At 56.4% G+C, this 15,461-nt stretch carries 10 protein-coding genes; 3 read left to right on the top strand and 7 right to left on the bottom strand.

All coding sequences use genetic code 11. The features are described from left to right. Positions 1-8: 8 nt before the first annotated feature. A complete protein-coding gene (locus tag CA54_RS06425) occupies positions 9-995 on the bottom strand; it encodes a sodium:calcium antiporter (protein WP_146369993.1) in 987 nt (328 codons plus the stop codon). A gap of 102 nt (positions 996-1,097) precedes the next feature. Here CA54_RS06425 and CA54_RS06420 point away from each other — a divergent pair, with 102 nt between their 5' ends. Further along, complete coding sequence (locus CA54_RS06420) at positions 1,098-3,815, top strand: cation-translocating P-type ATPase (protein WP_146369992.1); 2,718 nt, start codon at positions 1,098-1,100, stop codon at positions 3,813-3,815. Between the two features lie 90 nt (positions 3,816-3,905). On the opposite strand, the gene CA54_RS06415 is transcribed toward CA54_RS06420, so the two are convergent. Beyond that, on the bottom strand, positions 3,906-6,338 hold the full coding sequence (locus CA54_RS06415; RefSeq protein WP_146369991.1) for a heavy metal translocating P-type ATPase: 2,433 nt from the start codon (positions 6,336-6,338) through the stop codon (positions 3,906-3,908). Positions 6,339-6,566: 228 nt separating this feature from the next. On the opposite strand from CA54_RS06415, the gene CA54_RS06410 reads away from it, so the two are divergent. Continuing rightward, positions 6,567-7,295 (top strand): carboxylesterase family protein, encoded by a 729-nt coding sequence (locus CA54_RS06410; protein WP_197532235.1) that lies wholly within the window; start codon positions 6,567-6,569, stop codon positions 7,293-7,295. Between the two features lie 4 nt (positions 7,296-7,299). Next, entirely contained in the window at positions 7,300-7,785 is a 486-nt protein-coding gene (locus CA54_RS06405; RefSeq protein ID WP_197532234.1) for a DUF1499 domain-containing protein, read from the top strand. Positions 7,786-7,976: 191 nt separating this feature from the next. Here the strand turns inward: CA54_RS06405 and CA54_RS06400 are convergent, their stop codons facing one another. The 5 genes from CA54_RS06400 to CA54_RS06380 all read right to left on the bottom strand — a co-directional run bounded on the left by CA54_RS06400 (position 7,977) and on the right by CA54_RS06380 (position 15,420). Further along, positions 7,977-8,600 (bottom strand): hypothetical protein, encoded by a 624-nt coding sequence (locus CA54_RS06400; protein ID WP_146369990.1) that lies wholly within the window; start codon positions 8,598-8,600, stop codon positions 7,977-7,979. Positions 8,601-8,849: 249 nt separating this feature from the next. Next, on the bottom strand, positions 8,850-10,172 hold the full coding sequence (locus CA54_RS06395) for a DUF1501 domain-containing protein (RefSeq protein WP_146369989.1): 1,323 nt from the start codon (positions 10,170-10,172) through the stop codon (positions 8,850-8,852). 164 nt (positions 10,173-10,336) lie between these two features. Next, on the bottom strand, positions 10,337-11,917 hold the full coding sequence (locus CA54_RS06390; RefSeq protein WP_146369988.1) for a DUF1549 domain-containing protein: 1,581 nt from the start codon (positions 11,915-11,917) through the stop codon (positions 10,337-10,339). Positions 11,918-11,943: 26 nt separating this feature from the next. Then, on the bottom strand, positions 11,944-12,426 hold the full coding sequence (locus tag CA54_RS06385; protein ID WP_146369987.1) for a MarR family winged helix-turn-helix transcriptional regulator: 483 nt from the start codon (positions 12,424-12,426) through the stop codon (positions 11,944-11,946). Between the two features lie 345 nt (positions 12,427-12,771). Next, positions 12,772-15,420 (bottom strand): amidohydrolase family protein, encoded by a 2,649-nt coding sequence (locus CA54_RS06380; RefSeq protein WP_146369986.1) that lies wholly within the window; start codon positions 15,418-15,420, stop codon positions 12,772-12,774. Positions 15,421-15,461: the final 41 nt, after the last annotated feature.

Here is a 15,461-nt window from a genome sequence, read left to right as displayed (position 1 = left end):
GGATAGGCTCAATGGCCCATCCAAAAGACCACCGAGAGGGCAGCCACTACGAGGAGTACTAAGAGAGCCGCATCCGGTTCGACAATCCAGAGTCGTTTCTCGGCGCGATACAACAAACCTTGGATGGCGACAGCCGTCACGAAAATCACCATGGCAGCTGTGACGGCATGTGTCTCTGAGGCCGCGGCGAACAGCGACCCGTCATAGAACAGATCGACTCCGACAAATATCAACATGTTAAAGGCATTGCTGCCGAAAATGTTGCCGATTGCCAAGTCGGTGGCCCCCATTCGCAAAGCGGTGAACGTTGTAACCGCTTCGGGCAATGACGTAATCAGGGCCACGAACAACGTCCCGACAACCGTTCGCCCCAACCCGCTGATGTCCGCCAATTCGCTCGCCACACTTGCCAGTTTTGGGGCGGCGACAAAAATCACTGCGGCGGAGAGAAGGTATCCCGTCACAATTTTGACACGCGACATCGTCGGCGTTTCGGCCGCCTGCGGGGCTTGGCTCAACGCGTATTGCTGATCGAAAAAAATTAGCCGCAGGCAAAACAGATACGTGATTAACAAAAACCACGACCCCGGCCCCAGACGCAGGAACGTCCCGGGTAACTTGACCAGTATAAAAAACAGCACGACCGCCGTAAGGAGAATTCCAGAAACTGCCGAAAGCGCATGGGCCGACGCCGATTTTGAAAGGGCTGCGCCATGTGTTTTTGTACACAAATCGAGGACGGCCAGGATCAATAGATTAAACAGCGAGCTTCCCAGCAGGTCTCCCAGGGTTAAATCCACAGCAGGAATCATGGCGGCCTTGCAGCCGACAAGTAGTTCCGGCAAACTCGTCGCTAACGCGAGTAACACAACGCCAGCCATGGAACGCCCCATGCCCGTAATCATGCCGAGTTCGTCGGCGAAACGGGCGAGCAGTGTTCCCGCTACAACAACAACTAATGCAATCAAAATGAATTGTAAGATCAGTCCGGCCATGCGCTTCGATCCGGCAAATACAGAAAATGGTAGCGATTCTTCCAGGCATACATCCTAACAGCGATTGTTTCTAGAACAATCTCACCGGTCTTCATCCACATCATGCAAAAACAAATCCCCACCGAAATCGCCACGAAGACTGCCTGGCATGCCTTGTCGAGCGCGGAGGTCATTTCGCAGCTTGGCACCGATTTGAAGTCCGGTCTCTCGGCAACCGAGTCGCAAGCACGTTTGAAATCCTATGGCCCGAATGAACTGCTCTCCACGGAAGAAACGCGTTGGTATACGGTCCTGCTGCGGCAGTTTTGGGATGTGATCATCGGCATTTTGATGCTCGCGGCTCTGATGTCGGCGGCGACCGGTGAACTGATCGATGCGGCTGCGATTTTGATTATCGTCGTACTCAATGGACTGTTAGGATTTGTCCAAGAGTGGAAGGCGGAACAAGCGCTCAAAGCTTTGCAACAAATGCTCGCGCCGCAGTGCACCGTCGTTCGGGATGGACGCGAGTTGAAAATCCAGGCCGCACAGATCGTGCCGGGTGATTTGGTGATGCTGCGCGTCGGCAATCGCGTGCCCGCCGATTTGCGGCTGACAACGGCCGTCAACTTGAAGGTTGATGAATCGGCACTCACTGGTGAATCCGACTCGGTCTCGAAAGGGATGGAACCGGTTGACGAATCGACACCCTTGGCCGAGAAATCCTCAATGGTCTGGATGGGGACGGCGGTCACAAACGGCCACGCGTCCGGCATCGTCGTCGCGACGGGAGAAGCGACCGAATTTGGACGCGTCGCGCTACTGACACAAGCTATCGGGCCTGAAACGACTCCCCTGCAACGCCGCACTACTGTTTTAGGTAAGAAACTGGGGCTGATCGCGATTGTGGTTTCGGCCCTCATTGCCGTCGGCGGTTGGGTCGCAGGCAAACCGCGGCTGGAAATGTTTCTGACCGGTGTCTCGTTGGCCGTTGCGGTCGTCCCCGAAGGACTCCCGGCGGTCATCACAATTACATTAGCGCTCGGCGTGCGGGCCATGGCAAAAAAACAGGCGCTGCTGCGTCGATTGACCGCCGCTGAGGCCTTGGGAGCGGCATCGGTTGTTTGCACAGACAAAACCGGCACCTTGACCAAAAATGAAATGACCGTCCAGCAAATCTGGTTACCGTCCGGCCATATCGATGTGACCGGCACCGGCTACGATCCCGCCGGTCATTTTGAAGTGGATGGGGAACGGCTCGATTATCAATCACGGCCCGATTTGCTGGCATTTTTAGAGACCGGTTTGCGTTGTAACCACTCCACACTGCAACAGACTGACGACGGTTGGCAACAGTCGGGCGAACCGACCGAAGCCGCACTGGTTGTGGCCGCCTACAAAGCCTGGATGCCGTCGGTCGAGAACGGCGAAGACTCCACGGAATTCTCATTCAATTCGACGCGTAAACGGATGACCGTCGTTGAGCGGAAATCCGAAGGTGCGCTAGCGCATGTCAAAGGCGCCCCAGAGGTGATTCTCGGCCGGTGTCAGCGCATCTTGAAGGACAACGACGAACAACCACTGACTGAGGACGACCGTCAGCGCATCGAACACGCCTATGCGGAAATGGCCAATGAGGGCTTGCGCGTTTTGGCAATCGCTCGCCGCACACTTCCGCTCGATTTCGAGGTGGAGGAGGACGCTGTCGAACAGGACCTGACCTTGTTGGGATTGGCGGGCATCATCGATCCGCCCCGTCCGGAAGTCTCAGCGGCCATTGAGACCGCTGCTCTGGCGGGTATCCATGTCATAATGATAACCGGCGACGCCGCGCCGACTGCATTGGCCATCGCCAAGCAGATTGGTCTAAGCGCCGAACAGGCACTCACCGGCAGTGAGCTGAAGCAACTGGATGATGCGACATTGCTCGAACGTCTAATGCAAAAAATTGTAATCGCCCGCGCGACCCCCGAACAGAAATTGCGAATCGTGACGTTGCTGCAAGGCAACGGGCATGTTGTAGCTATGACGGGCGACGGCGTGAACGATGCCCCCGCATTGAAGAAAGCCGAGATCGGCATCGCGATGGGGCTGCGAGGCACGGATGTCGCCAAGGGGGCCGCCGACATGGTGCTGACGGACGATAACTTCAGTTCCATTATCAATGCCGTCGAAGAGGGCCGCCGTCAATATGACAACATTCAGAAATTCGTCCTGTATTTGCTCTCGTCCAATACAGGCGAAGTCTTGGCGATCTTTTGTAATATTCTGTTGGGCGGGCCGTTGATTCTGTTGCCCGTGCAAATTCTGTGGATGAATTTAATCACTGACGGAGTGACCGCCGTCGCGCTGGGGTTGGAACCGATCGAAGAGGGTAACATGCACCGCCCTCCGCGTGATTCGAACCAGCCGCTGCTTGACCGTCGTGGGATCGTTATGATCGGTCTGCTTGGCTCCTATCTGACGGCTGTGACGCTGTGGTTAATGTACGACTATTGGGGCAGCGACGATCCGCATGATAAGGCGATTGCGCAGACGATGGCCTTTTGTGGACTAATCATTGCCGAGAAAATCAACGTCTTCAATTTCCGCACACTGCGGACGTCGCTATTTCGGCTCAATTTCTTTTCCAATCCTTGGATCTTGATCGCCTGTACGGGCATGATCGGGCTGCAGGTCGCAGCGGTTTACATCCCGTTTTTACAAACGGCGCTGCATACTATGCCACTTGGACTGCAGGATTGGGGATTGATCGTCGCCTTGTCGCTGCCGGTACTGGTCATAGGCGAAACGTATAAGTGGTTTTTGCGGCGCGGTGACTGTGAAGTTGCCCACGATTGATGCTCGAAATTGCTCAGCAGCCTCAATTCGTTTTTCCGCGGCAGTCCATCACCCAATACACCATTCCCACGCCGGGACTCGCACCGCTGCTCAATCCAAATTGGTCGTTCGCAGTCGCAGTGCGTTGGCGATCACTGACACGGAACTGAAACTCATCGCAGCGGCGGCGATCATCGGATTGAGTAACAGCCCCATGACCGGATAGAGCACACCAGCGGCAATCGGCACGCCGAGCGCGTTGTAGATGAATGCGAAAAACAGGTTCTGCCGAATGTTGCGCATTGTGTGGCGGCTGAGGTTGACCGCTTTGATGATTCCACGCAGATCTCCTTTGACGAGGGTGACCCCCGCCGATTCGATCGCCACATCGGTCCCCGTCCCCATGGCGATGCCGACATCGGCCAGCGCGAGCGCCGGTGCATCGTTGATGCCGTCGCCGGCCATCGCCACCTTATGACCTTCGCTTTTGAGCGACTTGATCCGCGCCTGTTTATCCTCGGGTCGCTCGCCCGCTTCGAACTCATCGATTCCCAATTGCTCAGCGACTGTTTGAGCCGTTTTTTCGTTGTCGCCAGTTAGCATGATGATCCGCAGCCCCAATTGGTGCAGCGCCGTAACGGCTTCGGCGGTGGAGGCTTTGATCGGATCGGAGACAGCGATGATTCCGGCGAAACGTTGGTCCACAGCGACATACATCACCGTCCGTCCCTGCCGCTGCAGTTCATCGACCTTGTCGTCTAAGACCGCAAAATCTTGCACCTGCCGTTCTTCCAACAACGAACGTTTGCCAATCAGCACAGCCTTGCCATCGACCGTTCCATGCACCCCTCCGCCTGTGACCGAATCGAAATCAGCGGTGCTCGATAAACTTAGCTCTCGATCCTTGGCTCCCTGAACGATGGCATGCGCCAGCGGATGCTCGCTGTTTTGTTCGACGCTTGCCGCCAATTGTAATAGGTCCGCTTCGGGAAAGCCCTGAGCCGGAATGCACTCGGTCAGTTTGGGGCGGCCTTCGGTCAGCGTGCCAGTTTTGTCGACGACGAGTGTGTCGATTTTTTCCAAGGTCTCCAAGACTTCGGCGTCCTTAATCAGCACGCCTGCCTTCGCCCCACGTCCGACGCCGACCATGATCGACATCGGTGTGGCCAGCCCCAATGCACAGGGGCAGGCAATGATCAACACGGCCACGGCATTGACCAGCGCCCAAGCCAACGCCGGTTGCTTTGGCTGTAGGACTGCCCATACGATAAACGTCAGCACCGCGCACAGCACCACCGCCGGCACGAAATATCCAGCGACGACATCGGCGACTTTCTGAATCGGCGCGCGACTCCGCTGAGCGTCCGAGACCATATTGACGATCTGCGCCAACACCGTGTCACCGCCCACTTTTTCCGCTTGCATCAAAAACGCGCCGGTCTGGTTAACCGTTCCGCCGATCACTTCGTCGCCGGTTTGTTTTTGCACCGCCGCCGGCTCGCCGGTAATCATGGACTCATCGACGGAACTTTTCCCCTCCGTCAATTTGCCGTCGACGGGGATTTTCTCACCCGGACGCACACGCAGCACATCCCCCTGCTGGACGTCATCCAGCGGAACCTCTTGCTCCTGACCGTCACGAACAATGCGCGCGGTCGGCGGCGCCAGCGACATCAACTCCCGAATCGCATGCCCGGTTCGTCGTCGTGCGCGAAGTTCTAGCACCTGACCAAGCAACACCAACGTGATAATCACCGCCGCCGCTTCGAAATAAACCTCCACATGCCCGTCGGTTTTCAGGTCGTCGGGAACCAGTCCCGGAAACAGCACGACCAACAGACTAAACAAATACGCCGTCCCGGTGCCGATGGCGATCAAGGTGAACATGTTGAGATTCCAAGTCAGAATCGACCGCCAACCCCGCACAAAAAACGGCCAGCCCGCCCACAACACGACCGGCGTGCTGAACACGACTTGCAACCACGTATGCAGCGAATGCCCCAACCATCGGTCAACCGGCACCCCCACCATCGGCAGCATAGCTAAGAGGAACACGGGAATGCTCAGCGACAAAGCCACCCAAAAACGTAGCAGCATGCTCCGCAGTTCCGTATCGTCTTGCGGTGCGTCCGCCTCGACGAACTTCGGCTCCAAATCCATTCCGCACTTCGGACAGCTCCCCGGATGGTCCTGTTCGATCTCCGGATGCATGGGGCAGGTGTAGATCGTCTTTTGGCCTGAGGTGACCTGTGCCGATTCCAGCGCCATCCCACATTTCGGGCAATCCCCCGGTTCATCCGATTCGACTCCCGCGCACATCGGGCAGAAATACTTCTTGGTCGTCTTGCGCGGAGTTGTGTCGGCCGAATGTTCCTGATGACAACATCCGCCCAACTGCACCATGTCCGGCGGCGATTCTGCGTCTGGCTCTAAGAACTTTTGCCGGCAATGTTCGCTGCAAAAGTAAAACGTCTCGCCCTCGCGGGTCGCTTTGAGATCCGTAGATTCATCCACTTCCATATGACAGATCGGGTCGATGGCCATGTTTGCTCTTTGGTGAATGCCGGGAGAATGCCGGGGAATGTCTACGGTATCAAACGTCACAACCATCAGGTTATCCCACGGCAACGCGCTTGCCAACTATGAGCACCTGTCGCTGAGGAAAGCGAATGTCTGATCGTGGGACTAAAACCATGAACCTATACCGCTGCCGCTGGTAACGATAAACTCTATGTTCGCCGACCAGACCCCCAACAACCAGGAGAGACATCGATGACACTGCGCGGGACGTTCTTATTGACTTGGATTGTATTGTGCGTAATGGGCAATTCCGGATTCTGCGACGAACCCGCCGCTGGGCAACGCGCGGGCCGGTTGGAAACGCAGGTCCAGGTGCAAATGAACTACCTGTTGTATCTGCCGCAAGATTATGATTCGCAACCCAATTGGCCGCTGATGCTGTTCCTGCATGGGGCTGGGGAGCGTGGAGATGACCTGGAACTAGTGAAGATGCACGGTCCGCCCAAGTTGATCGCCGCCGGTCAGCAATTCCCTTTCATCGTCGTTTCGCCGCAATGCCCCAAAGAGAAGGAATGGGAGCCGATTGAACTATTGGCGCTGCTGGACGATGTCAGTCGTCAATACAATGTGGATCCCGATCGCATTTATGTGACCGGACTGAGTATGGGAGGCTTTGGCAGTTGGCGTTTGGCGGCTTATGCCCCAGATCGTTTGGCGGCCATTGCCCCGATTTGCGGCGGCGGGGAAAAACATTGGGCCAAGCGGTATCCACACCTGCCTGTTTGGGCATTCCATGGTGGCAAAGATCCCGGCGTGCCAGTGGAACGCACGCTGTCGATGGTCGATGCCCTGATCGAGAAAGGGGGCAATCCGCAGCTGACGATTTACCCCGAAGCAGGTCACAATTCATGGGCCGCCACGTACGCCAACCCCGAGTTTTACAAATGGTTGTTGCGACAAAAAAGAACCCAACAGGAATAATCCGTTGAAACGCAAACTTTTGCGCGGCGTACTCTACTTCGTGCTTGCCATGGTAGTTTTGGGAATAGGATTGCTCATGACGCTCAGTTTCTTCGGCAAGCGGCCCAATGATTTAGGTGTCACCGACGGGCAGCTTAAGTCGTGTCCGGACACGCCGAATTGTGTGAATTCCCAATCCACTGATTCGGAACATGCAATCCTGCCGATTCCCTTCCAAGGACCGGCGGCTGAAGCGGGTGAGAAAATTCGCAGCGCACTGTTGCAGCAACCCCGGACACAGATCGTGAGTGATGACGGCGATTACATTCACGCGGAATCACGGTCCGCGCTGTTTCGCTTCGTGGATGACGTCGAAATCTACATCGATGCCGAGCAGCAGGTCATCCACATCCGTTCGGCCTCGCGCGTGGGCCGTTCGGACTTGGGTGTGAATCGCCAACGCGTGGAGTCAATCCGCAAAACCTTCACCAACGCGCCGCCTGAACCGTAGGGTGCGTAACGACACACCTTTCTAGAACCAGTTTCAAAACCCGGTTGCGCTTGTTTCAGAATCTTGCAGACCATTGTCAGTGGAATGCGTCAGAGGATTTTGAAACAACTTGTAAGTAGTACGGCCGATTCTCCCAACAAAACAAGACTTTCCACACGTTTCGGAGAAAACATCCGCGGCGAATCCAGGCATCACTTACCGACCGTGACCCCTTCAATCAACTTCGAGGCGGTTGTATCACCAAACGCATGTTGAAGTTCGTTCAACAATTCGTCGCGAGTCTGCTGGTTGGCGACGTGGCCGTTTAAAGTAAGTTGACCTGCGGATATTGGTTCGATCGCCACGTCGGGAAATCTTTCGTCCTGCAAGATCGGTGACAGCACTTGTCCCCGCTCATAGCCAGCTTGGAGGTTATGGACGTGTTCGTTGATGGTCGAGCCTAAAATTAATGCGGCAACGAGCGATGCCACAAACGTTACAGCTAGAATCAATCCGAACATAGGCCGAAACACCCCTCGGATTTTTCCACGGGGAACGGGTTTCTCGTCGGCGTGTGTTTCAATCAGCGAGTTATCATTCCACAACAGGAAAGCAACGACAAGGACCCCCATGAGGAGGCCCGCAAACAGGCCCTGCGTTAGACCCAACCCAATGCCCGTTTGTAGAGGAGCGAAGTCGGAGGAACTGTCAATGGAGAACATGGTTCGATAGTAACCAGGCGCCCATTGCCCCAAAGCCGCACCTATTCCCATGCCCAGCACTGCACACATGAAAGCGGTCAGCATGACAATTCCGAATGCCTTTTTGAGCGCCATAACACAACTCGGATCAAATGGAATACACAGCTCAGACCGTAGGGTGCGTCGCGACGCACCTTTTGATGGAGTACAGCTGAATATCCTAATGAAATAAAACGTTCCACACGTTTTGGCAAAAGAATTGACCGCAGAGTAACGCAGAGAAAACTGCCGATCAACCAAACACCGGTCCCTGAACCAGGCGGACCCCCGCTAAAAACTCTCTGCGCCTCCGCGTCTCTGCGCGAGATTTTCGTCACACGACAATTACGCAAACAACTCGCCAATCAATTCCCCACCTTCGACCAACTTAATCGGCCGTTCGTTCGTCGCCATGTATTCGTCGTGTGGATCGAGGCCCAGGATGTGGCAAAACGTGACGAACAGATCTTGCACTGCCACGGGACGTTCGGTGACGTCCTTGCCGTCTTTGTCGGTGGCGCCGATCACCTGGCCGCCTTGCACTCCGCCGCCTGAGAAGGCCGTCAACCAGCCTTTCGAGTAGTGGTCGCGACCGCCGTCGGGTTTGATTTTCGGGGTCCGTCCGAATTCCCCCATCCAGACGACCAGTGTATTGTCCAACATGCCTCGGCGTTCCAGGTCGTGGAGCAGGGCGGGGTAGGCTTGGTCGGTTTCGCGGCACAACAGTGGATTATCGCGGAAGCCGTCGTTATGCGTGTCCCAGCCGGCATCGTTGCGGCCGCCGGTGCTGATGACTTCGATAAAACTGACCCCTTGTTCCACCAGTCGGCGAGCGAGCAAGCAGCCTTGACCGAATTCGGTATGCCCATATTCGTCGCGTATCTTGGCCGGCTCGTTTTCTAAATCGAACACGCCGAGTCGCGGGCTGAGCACGAATTTTTCGGTGCGGGCATAGATGTCGCGTTTTTCCTGGATCAGCATATCTGTCGCCGAGGAATGGTACTCGGTGTCGAATTGCGCCGCCAAACTCAGTCGCCGCCGTAGCGTCGCCTCATCGACCACCGGTTCGACATTGGCCGGCAATGCGCCGGGTGAAGGAACATTGAACGAGGCGTATTTCGCGCCCAGTACGCCGGCGTCGACATCACGTGTGGCGATCCGCGGCTTGCCGATCCGCACAAAACTGGGCAGATCCAAATCAGGATCAAAACGATCCTGCGCGACCACCGAACCGAATGTCGGATAGCGGACCGATACCGACGGGGGATAGCCGGTCCGCACCAGCGCAATCGCGCGGTCATGCACGGCGATGTTGCTGTGCATCGAGCGAATCAGTGCGATTTTATCTAAGGACTGCGCCGTGCGAGGCCAGTATTCGGCGAAGTCGATGCCGGGCAGGGTGGTCGAGATCGCCGTCGTCGGCCCTTGGAACTTTGAGCCGACTTTGGGATTGAACGATTCAAATTGGCTCGGCCCGCCGTCCATCCACAACAGAATCATCGACTTGCCGCGTTTACGCAGTTCGTCGGCTTGGAGCGAAACAAGATCCCGCCAACCCAGCGTCAAAGCTCCCGCAGCCCCGCTGCCAACGGCAAGCCGCTTCATAAACCCACGACGACTCACCACACCGGCCCGCGACATCCCGACGTCGATCATTGGTGCTTGCATGTTGTTGGTGGCTCCGGATGGTTTGGCGTGCAGGATTATTTTTCGGCAGTGGGAAGAAAGGCTTTAGGCGTTAGTCCGTAGGCTTTAGGAAAAAAGGCAACTATGCTCGTTGGCATTCAACAACCAACCCTACAGCCTCAGGCCTACGGCCTCAAGCCTCGCTTTCATCGTGTCGTAAACTCCACCGTATTCACCAATCCCCACAGCAGGTCCTCGAAGGCGGCGTTGCGGTTGCCGACCTTCTTGATGTGCTTTGCGGCGATGGTGGTTTCTCGTTCTGTGGGTTGGCGGGCTAAGACCTGCAGAAACAGTTGCTCAATGGCGGCCCGGTTCTTGGGATAGGTGATCAACAGCCGGCTCAATTGTGTGCCGCTCTCCGGGTCGGCGTTGATTTGTGCCTGCAGTTGTGTGTTGTTCATCAGGAACATCGCTTGTCCCATGGTGCGGGGTTGTTCTTCTTCGGGCAGCGAGGGGTCGGCGGCAAAGGCTTCGACGACTAATTCCCGCGTGCTTTTCGGCGGTGGGGGGAAACGAAACGCCTTGGTCGCAGCTTTCTGTTCCCCCTTCACGTTCGGCAGTCCCGTTGCCATGAACAATGCATCGTAAAGCACATCGCCCCGCAACCGTTCCGCTGTGGTTCCGGCAGCAAGCAGATTGTCGTCGCTTTGCGCATTCGGCAAACGGCGCTGATAGGCGTCAGTCACAAGAATAATGCGGAACAAATCCTTGATGTCGTAACCGCTCGCCAAAAAATGCGCGGTGAGTGCGTCGTGCACTTCCGGCAGCAAATGATCCTTATAGGGTCCCATGTCGTCGACCGGTTCGTAGAATCCACGGCCCATCAATTTGGCCCAGATACGATTCACATACGCCCGCGCGAACCACGGGTTATCGGGCAGCGTGATCAAATTTGCTAGACGTTGGCGGCGGGCCATGTCCGGTTTTCCTAGCGGCAAACCTTCGCCCGTCATCAACGTCGGCCGCATCGCCGTTCCAGGTTTTTTGACATCCATAGCATTGGGCATGCGGTATTCCCCCTTGCCGCGATCCGAAACAATCGTTCCGGTCCCATCTTGCACCTTGCCAAGTTTGCCCGCAGCGCGTGCGAAGAAAGCAGCCATTTGGTGGAACTCTTCGCGCTGCCAATCGTCAAAGGGATGATCGTGGCATTCGGCGCACTGCAGTTGCAGTCCCAGAAACACGCGAGCGGCCTCCGCTCCTAATTTGACGGCGTTTCCTTGATGGTATCCGACAAACGTGGCGGCGGGGTTTTGTTTGATTGGTCCGGTGCCGGTTAAAATCGCACGCGTAATCTCCGCCCAGGAATGATTGGCGTTCAGTTCCGCTGCGAGCCAATGCTGAAATAAACCGTAATTCAAGAACGTCAATTCAGGCGGCGGCACGCGGGCACTGATTGTGTCTCGCCAGTAATGCGCCCAATGCGTTCCGAATTCTTCGCTGTCCAGCAATTGGTCAATGACCGCTGCGCGACGGTCGGGGTTTTCGTCGGCGGCGAAACGAGTCGACTCCGCTGGTGTCGGTTGGCGGCCGATCAGGTCCAGACTCACGCGCCGTAAAAACTGCTCATCGCCGACAACCGCTTGTGCATTCCTATCGGATAACGAATTGACAATCAGTTTGTCGACTTGTCCGGGCGAAATCCGCGCGGCTGGTTCGGCGGCATTGGCGGTCGCAGCCAACAGCACGATGGTATTGACAACGAGGATGTGTGCAATAACCGGCATGGAGTCGCCCTGACGATTGTCTCGGATCAAGAACTTGAAGTCTCGCTACAACTGCCGGTCGCGACCAAGGCCTCTTTGTCACCGTTGAGATTGTGGCGGATTTTACCGCACAATTCCTTGAAGAGTGCAAGCTCTTCTTCAGTTAGCCCCACAGCTGCTTGCTCACGGGTTTCACGAGCACATTGCACGCCCCGTTCCCAAAGCAGTTCCGCCTTGTCTGTTGCGAGAATCCGTTTGCAGCGACGATCCTCGGAACAAGGCACCCGTTCCAGGATACCGTCGCGTTCCATGCGATCCAAGATTCCGGCCAAGGTCGGTGCTTCGATCCCCATCCGGTCGCCCAACTGTCGTTGTGTTTGTTCCCCATGCATGGAAATCATGGCCAGGACTTCCCATTGACGAAATGTAATTCCGTCCTGCACGAGCTTGGCATCGAGCGATTTGCGAATCGCATGAGATGTCGAACAAACCCAATATCCCAAACTCTGCTCAAAATCATAGGTCAACATAGAGATGGCTTTCGAAGCGAGTTCGGCGAAAATTGACGCAATTCTATTGTAGTCTTCGTCAATTGTGGGTCGAAGAATCCGAGAAAATCTGCAGAGCGCATCGGAAATAAGGCAGGAAGGGACGATCGTCACCGGCCTCGTACTCTTTATAATACGGGGTCCAGGTGACTCGAATCAAGCGGCGAACGTGTCCACCGGCTGGTATTTTGGTAATGTACTAAGGCTCAGACCGGGAATGACCGGTTTTACTGTCCCTTTTCGCCGTCTAACAGAACACACATCAGAACTTAGGAGTGACCTCCGGGAAGCGAACAGGGAAGGCAGGGGGATCAGACCTGAGTCGATTCAGTCCAGGCAGCAGGGAATATCGGGGCTGAAATAGTACTGTCTTTGGGCGAGCGGAATACGCGGCTGGTCGGCGCGGCGATAGACCAAACGGCCCTCGACGATGACGTGTGTCACCTGCGTCTTGTGTTCAAACGGGTCACCGTCGTACAGCACAATGTCGGCCACCTTGCCCGGTTCCAGGCTGCCGTATTGGTCGTCGATTTTGAGAATCTTTGCCGCATCCAGCGTGACTGCCGCCAACGCCCGCGCGCGACCCAGACCGTACACCATGGCCATGGCCGCTTCGTGCCGTATCACCCGCGTCTTGGGAACGTAAGTCTCCACGCCGCTGCCGATTGCAATCGGAATTTTATGATCGGCCAGTGCCGCCGCATTCCCCAAGAACGAACGATAGGTTTCCATACCCCCCACACGCTGCATTGTCGGGTGCACGATGACCGGCACATGGGCGGCGTTGATTTGGTTCGCGACTAAATAGCCGTCAGCGGCCAATGCAATCATCGCCTCGAGTTTGAATTCCTTGGTCAAACGCAGCGCGGTTAAAATATCGTCGCCCCGTTGCGCGCAGAACAGAGCGGGAACTTTCTTCTCCAGGACACTGGTGAGTGCTTCCTGTTTCAAATCGCGATTGGGAACGTCGTCGGCATCTTGGTCCGGTTTCTTTTTGCGTGAGAAATTCGCCGCACCGGTCAACGCCTCACGAATCAACGAAGCCGTTCCCATCCGCGTGCGCGGTTTGCGACCGTCGTAGGTTTCTTTGGGCCATTCTCCCAAGTTGAACAACATCGCCTGTGGGAATCGAATCGTCATGCTCTCCGGCGTCCGTCCATGTGTATGGAATACCCCCGACAGACCCGCAATCACATTCGCCCGCCCCGGACAGGCATGCACCGTGGTGATGCCTTGTTGCAGCAAAAATTGCAACAACGGTTCGGACGGGTTGAAACCATCCAACACGCGGACGTCAGCCTGATTGGGGTCGCTCTCCTCATTCGAGTCCTGATCCGCGCGGATGTTGTACTCCCCTTCCAGCGGCACCACACTGTGCGCGTCGATCAGTCCGGGCGAAACCTCTGCTGCGGCGACGACCGGAATGTCGACGGCAAGCTTCAATTCCGCACGTGGTCCGGCGAATACAATTTTCCCGTCGCGCACATGCACGGCACCATCGTCGATGCTCTCACCGGAAACGGTATGCAAACGGCCTGCCAGGATCACGAATTCTGTGCTCTGCAAATCAGGCTGCGCTGCGCTGGCGGGGGGAGTGGGTGCCCCCACGACTTGCAGCGGCGCGACGAGCGGTTTTGCGGGTGGGATTTGCGCCTTGTCGCGCACCGCAAATCCGCCGGTTTGAAACAGCCGTTCCGATTCATCCGCCAGATCAAACACGCGTTTGCCATCGATGTAGGTTTCGAGCACCCGTGCATAAATGCTAAACGGCGGTCCGCTCAAGACCACAAAATCGGCATCCTTACCCGCTTCGAGAGAACCGAGGCGATCATCGAGATGCATCACCTCGGCTCCGTGCAGAGTGACTGCCTTCAGGGCGATGTCCTCGGGTAATCCGCCGCGCACGGCAATTGCCGCCGTCCGTAGCATAAAACGGCTTTCGGTCACCGGGTCGTCCGTATTGACCAAAACTTTGACGCCCGCAGCCGCCAACTCCGCGCCGCACTCTTCGAGAAACTGCACGACTTCAGCTTTGCCGCCGGGGCTGTCGAGGATGGTCATCGATACCGGCACGCCATGTCGGGCGATCTCGTCGATAATTTTATACGACTCGGTGCCGTGTTGAATCACGAGGTCAAAGTCGAATTCTTCTTTCAAGCGCATAGTTGTCAACAAGTCGTCGGCACGGTGCGAATGAAAGTGTACGGTCCGTTTCTTTTGCAGGACTTCGACGAGTGCTTCTAGGCCAAGGTCGACATCCGGCGGCGAGACCTCTTCACCAGCGGCGAGTTTCTTGCGGTACCCATCCCATTCACGGCGGTAATCCATCGCTTTGAGAAACTCAGCCCGCTGCAGGGCGGCGATTTTCATGCGCGTGCCGGGCGCTTTTCCCTTGCTGCCATAACTCCGCTTGGGGTTTTCGCCGTTGGCCATTTTTAACCCCCCCAATACGTCGGGCGAGGCAATCCACATTTGTTCCGGCGTATGCCCCCGCAGTTTGACATAGATGGTCTGTCCGCCAATCACATTGCCGCTGCCCGGCATGATGTTGGCCGTCGTGACTCCCCCGGCATTGGCCATGCGGATGCCCGGATCAAACGGATTGAGCGAATCGAGCGCGCGGACCACACTTTGCACCGGACCGGTCATTTCGTTGCCGTCGCTATTCGCCGAGACGGCCGGCCGGGAATAGACGCCCAGATGGGAATGCGTATCGACTAGGCCTGGGATGATCACCTTTCCCGCAGCATCATGCACCTCGGCGCCGTCGGGAATGGCAACATCGTTCATCGGACCGACAGCAACGATCTTCCCACCTTCAACAAGCAGCGTACCTGGATCGAACACTTTGCCGGCGGCCGTTAGAATCCGCGCGCCGCGATAGGCGATTGGTTTCGATTCCGCCGCAGAGCAAAAACCGCTTGTCGCGATGAACATACAGGGGGCAATCAGCAGACAGCGCAAAATAATTGGCATCAGAGGTGGTCCGTTTCATGGCCCCCCGGCAAAGCCGGGGG

Origin of the sequence: Symmachiella macrocystis, assembly GCF_007860075.1 — a bacterium.
Lineage (GTDB): Bacteria > Planctomycetota > Planctomycetia > Planctomycetales > Planctomycetaceae > Symmachiella > Symmachiella macrocystis.
This window is presented reverse-complemented; position numbering and strand designations above follow the sequence as displayed.

Excerpts from the sequence above, each read along its gene's own strand:
- CA54_RS06425 (WP_146369993.1), bottom strand. The coding sequence starts at position 995 with ATGGCCGGACTGATCTTACAATTCATTTTGATTGCATTAGTTGTTGTT.
- CA54_RS06420 (WP_146369992.1), top strand. The coding sequence starts at position 1,098 with ATGCAAAAACAAATCCCCACCGAAATCGCCACGAAGACTGCCTGGCAT.
- CA54_RS06415 (WP_146369991.1), bottom strand. The coding sequence starts at position 6,338 with ATGGCCATCGACCCGATCTGTCATATGGAAGTGGATGAATCTACGGAT.
- CA54_RS06410 (WP_197532235.1), top strand. The coding sequence starts at position 6,567 with ATGACACTGCGCGGGACGTTCTTATTGACTTGGATTGTATTGTGCGTA.
- CA54_RS06400 (WP_146369990.1), bottom strand. The coding sequence starts at position 8,600 with ATGGCGCTCAAAAAGGCATTCGGAATTGTCATGCTGACCGCTTTCATG.
- CA54_RS06395 (WP_146369989.1), bottom strand. The coding sequence starts at position 10,172 with ATGCAAGCACCAATGATCGACGTCGGGATGTCGCGGGCCGGTGTGGTG.
- CA54_RS06390 (WP_146369988.1), bottom strand. The coding sequence starts at position 11,917 with ATGCCGGTTATTGCACACATCCTCGTTGTCAATACCATCGTGCTGTTG.
- CA54_RS06385 (WP_146369987.1), bottom strand. The coding sequence starts at position 12,426 with ATGTTGACCTATGATTTTGAGCAGAGTTTGGGATATTGGGTTTGTTCG.
- CA54_RS06380 (WP_146369986.1), bottom strand. The coding sequence starts at position 15,420 with ATGCCAATTATTTTGCGCTGTCTGCTGATTGCCCCCTGTATGTTCATC.